This is a genomic window from Pseudoalteromonas sp. S1609 (assembly GCF_005887255.1).
Lineage (GTDB): Bacteria > Pseudomonadota > Gammaproteobacteria > Enterobacterales > Alteromonadaceae > Pseudoalteromonas.
In genome coordinates this window covers 1-433 of record NZ_PNDJ01000136.1, presented here as the reverse complement: position 1 = coordinate 433, position 433 = coordinate 1, and the positions used below count along the sequence as shown (strand labels likewise).

Annotated in this window: 1 pseudogene; it reads left to right on the top strand. The window is 46.9% G+C overall.

The features are described 5' to 3' along the window. A pseudogene (locus tag CWB76_RS19065) lies at positions 1-393 on the top strand (GTP-binding protein); the annotation flags it as partial. Positions 394-433 lie beyond the last annotated feature (40 nt).

Sequence of the window (433 nt, the reverse complement as noted above, 5' to 3'; positions counted from 1 at the left end):
TTTAAGAAGGCAAAAGAAAAGTTTGAACGCGGAAAACCGCACGTAAACGTTGGTACAATCGGCCACGGTGACCACGGTAAAACTACACTAACTGCAGCAATCACTAACGTACTTGCAAAAGTATACGGCGGTGTTGCTAAAGATTTCGCATCAATCGATAACGCTCCAGAAGAGCGCGAGCGTGGTATCACAATCTCAACTTCTCACGTTGAGTACGATACACCTACTCGTCACTACGCACACGTAGATTGTCCTGGTCACGCCGATTATGTTAAAAACATGATCACTGGTGCTGCTCAAATGGACGGCGCTTTCTTCGTAGTTGCTGCGACTGCTGGCGCTATGCCCCCAAATCGTGAGCACATCCTACTTACTCGCAAAGTTGGCGATCCATAAATCCTTGTGTTCAACCAGCAAATTGACGTGCTTGATT